This is a genomic window from Accumulibacter sp. (assembly GCF_029255145.1).
Lineage (GTDB): Bacteria > Pseudomonadota > Gammaproteobacteria > Burkholderiales > Rhodocyclaceae > Accumulibacter.
The window spans coordinates 1-3,089 of the sequence record NZ_JAPUVQ010000054.1; the positions used below are offsets into that span (position 1 = coordinate 1).

The following is a 3,089-nucleotide window of genomic DNA, read 5'->3' on the forward strand; positions in this document are numbered from 1 at the left end:
CACCCAAAACGGCGCCAAAGCGATGTGGGCCGCAGTCCGCTGCCGCCATATCAACTTTCCAGCCGCTTTCAACATGTCAGAATCATTCGCGCAATAGAGACAAGTCCTGCGGAGGAATTTCATAGATGATCACGAGTGTGATGGTCGCGGCGACTCGGAGGCGGGTCAAGGGCAGGCTGCGGGACTCCGCAGCCTGGCGAAGCGCACCCTTGACGCGGTGGAGGGTCGATACGCTCACTCATGGCTGTTGGCGCGTTTCGGGCCGGACCCGTGCTAATGCCATCAACTTGCGTGAACATTGAAACATCAAAAACCGTGGCGCTACTCAGCGCATGACGCGCGTCAACGACAAGAGGAGCATCCATGTCTGGGCAAATGATCCAGGCGGAGAAATGATCGTCTCGTCGGAGAACCGCGGAAGAGCGGGACGCAGCTCGACGGCGCAGGGAATGCGCCAGATCTCGGACGATGGTCGTTACTGCATGCAGGTCCAGTGGCGAAAGGGTGACCCCGAGGACGGGTGCCGTTTCATTTTCGAGACCAGCGACGGGTATTTCGCGGTCAATGAGCTTGCGCCCGATACGCAGAAAGCGCCCAAGATTGACATTACTCGCTAGGCGTGGCGACACTTGCACAGTTGCGCCGCCTTCGCCATCGCCGCCGACGCCTTGTCTTGCCGCTGGCGAAAGTCCACAAGGAGATCCAGATGCCTCTCAACGCCTTGCTTCCGCGCTATCCGGTACCCGCACTGAATGTTCCACTGACGCCGGGTGGGCGTTTCGTCCTCGGCGCTTCACCTGCCGGGCATTTCGACCTGCTGGTCTTCTACCGTGGACTGCACTGCCCGATCTGTGCGAAGTACCTGCTGGAACTCGAGCGCCTCGCACCCGAGTTCGCGTCGCGCGGGGTCCAGGCCGTGGCGATCAGCAGCGACGGCGAGGAACGCGGCAAACAAATGGCCGAGAAGGTCGGCGCCAGGGGAGTTCAGTTCGGCTATGGCTTGAGCCTCAGGAGCGCGCGGCAATGGGGCCTGTATATCAGCACCTCGCGCGGACTGACATCGATCGGGATCGAAGAGCCGGCGCTGTTCAGCGAACCGGGAGTCTTTCTGGTTCGCCCCGACGGAACGCTGTATTACGGCGCCGTTCAGACGATGCCCTTCGCGCGTCCGCAGTTCCAGGACCTGCTCGGCGCAGTTGACTTCGCCGTCGCCAAGGACTATCCGGCACGCGGCGAATTCACCGGCGAAGTCTAGCGCTCGAGGCTTCCGGTTTCAGGCGCTCCAGCCGCTGGAGCGAAGTGGACCGGCGCGGCGGGTCGCTTGCCGGGAACCAGACCTGCTAGCCGGCCAGCGCGAGTCGCTTGAGAACCGTCTCGCGCGGAAAGGTTGCGATCAGGGCGTCAACCGATGGCGTCTGTTCGCGGCCGGTAAGCAGCACCCGCAGCGGCATCGCCAGTTTTGGCATCTTCAGCCCGTGCCGGGCGACGCTCTCCTTGATCAGGGCGCCAATCGCTGCGGCCTCCCAGTCGACGTCCGGCAGTCCGGCGATGAAATCGGCCAGTGCCGGCAAGCTTTCCGACGTCAGATGTTTGGCCAGCAGTTCGGCTTGCGGCTGCACGTCGGCGTAGAACGGTGCTGCCGCGTCGGCCAGTTCATTGAGGTTGGCGACGCGCTCCCGGTGCAGCGCGATGATCGCGCCGAGCGTTGGCGTGGCGTTGACGGTCACCCCGCGCGCTTCGAGGCGCGGCTGCACCAGCTCCGCCAGCCGCACCGGTTCCGCGCGCTTGAGGTAGTGGGCGTTGAGCCAGTTGAGCTTCTCGGTGTTGAACTGCGCTGCCGACGGCGTGATGTGGTCGAGGTCGAACCACTCGCAGAACTGCTGCATCGAGAAAACCTCATCGTCGCCGTGCGACCAGCCGAGGCGCGCCAGATAGTTGAGCACCGCTTCCGGCAGATAGCCCTGGTCGTCGTACTGCATGACGCTGACCGCGCCGTGACGCTTCGACAGTTTCTGCCCGTCGTCGCCAAGAATCATCGACAGGTGCGCGTACAGCGGCTCGTGCACGCCAAGCGCGCGCAGGATGTTGATCTGGCGTGGGGTGTTGTTGACGTGGTCGTCGCCGCGGATGACGTGCGTGATGTCCATGTCGCGGTCATCCACCACGACGCAGAAGTTGTAGGTCGGCGTGCCGTCGGCGCGAGCAATTACCAGGTCGTCGAGTTCGGCGTTGGCGATCTCGATCCGACCTTTGACCAGGTCGTCCCAGGCGACGACGCCGTCGGTCGGGTTGCGGAAACGTATCACCGGCGCCACGCCTGCCGGTGGCGTCGGCAGCGCCTTGCCGGCTTCTGGCCGCCAGGCGCCGTTGTAGCGTGGCTTGAGGCCTTGCGCCCGCTGCTCGTCGCGCAGGCGGTCGAGCTCTTCTGGCGCCATGTAGCAGTGATAGGCGGTACCGGCGGCGAGCATTTCGGCTATCACCTCCCGGTAGCGCGCCATCCGCTGCGTCTGGTAGAACGGGCCTTCGTCGTGCGTCAGGCCGAGCCAGTTCATGCCGTCGAGGATCGCCTGCACGCCTTCCGGCGTTGACCGCGCCAGGTCGGTATCCTCTATGCGCAGGATGAAGCTGCCGCCGTGACGGCGGGCGTAAGCCCATGAGAAGAGGGCGGTGCGCGCGCCGCCGATATGCAGGAAGCCGGTGGGCGAAGGGGCGAAGCGGGTGCGGATCATGGTCGCTGGTCGCAGGCTGGCAAAGTGCGCATTGTAGACCAGACTAAACCCGACCCGGTGAGACCGCCGCGTGGCGGTCAGGGTGGATTTGTCCTCTCACCCGATGCACGGGCAATCAAGCAGTTAGTTCGTCCCCCTGGACATTCGCGCGGGGAGTCCGTATAAGTCGCGTATGGAAAGCGCTCTTGGTGCATTGCGTGTTCGCTGGGTGGGCAAGAGCGAAGAGGCTCGCTATCTACAGCGCCCACGCGGCGTCGCCCAAAGTCGCCTTCGTTCGCCCCTTGCAGGCGGACGCTCGCGCCCAACTTTCCCGCTCGATACTCAACCCCCGCTATCGCATAGGAGCGCCCAGGATGATGC

3 protein-coding genes are annotated in these 3,089 nt (G+C 64.1%); 2 read left to right on the top strand and 1 reads right to left on the bottom strand.

Going from position 1 to position 3,089, the window contains the following annotated elements; translation table 11 throughout:
• Window positions 1-332 precede the first annotated feature (332 nt).
• Window positions 333-617, top strand: coding sequence for a hypothetical protein (locus Q1L50_RS05875; RefSeq protein ID WP_300336683.1), 285 nt, complete (start codon window positions 333-335; stop codon window positions 615-617).
• An 89-nt stretch (window positions 618-706) separates the two neighbouring features.
• Window positions 707-1,255, top strand: a complete 549-nt coding sequence (locus Q1L50_RS05880; RefSeq protein WP_300336685.1) for a peroxiredoxin-like family protein — start codon at window positions 707-709, stop codon at window positions 1,253-1,255.
• 85 nt (window positions 1,256-1,340) lie between these two features.
• On the opposite strand, the gene gltX is transcribed toward Q1L50_RS05880, so the two are convergent.
• Complete coding sequence (gene gltX, locus Q1L50_RS05885) at window positions 1,341-2,729, bottom strand: glutamate--tRNA ligase (protein ID WP_300336687.1); 1,389 nt, start codon at window positions 2,727-2,729, stop codon at window positions 1,341-1,343.
• Window positions 2,730-3,089 lie beyond the last annotated feature (360 nt).

What these genes read in the sequence shown, in the direction of transcription:
- Q1L50_RS05875 (WP_300336683.1), top strand. Translation starts at nt 333, where the DNA reads ATGACGCGCGTCAACGACAAGAGGAGCATCCATGTCTGGGCAAATGAT.
- Q1L50_RS05880 (WP_300336685.1), top strand. Translation starts at nt 707, where the DNA reads ATGCCTCTCAACGCCTTGCTTCCGCGCTATCCGGTACCCGCACTGAAT.
- gltX (WP_300336687.1), bottom strand. Translation starts at nt 2,729, where the DNA reads ATGATCCGCACCCGCTTCGCCCCTTCGCCCACCGGCTTCCTGCATATC.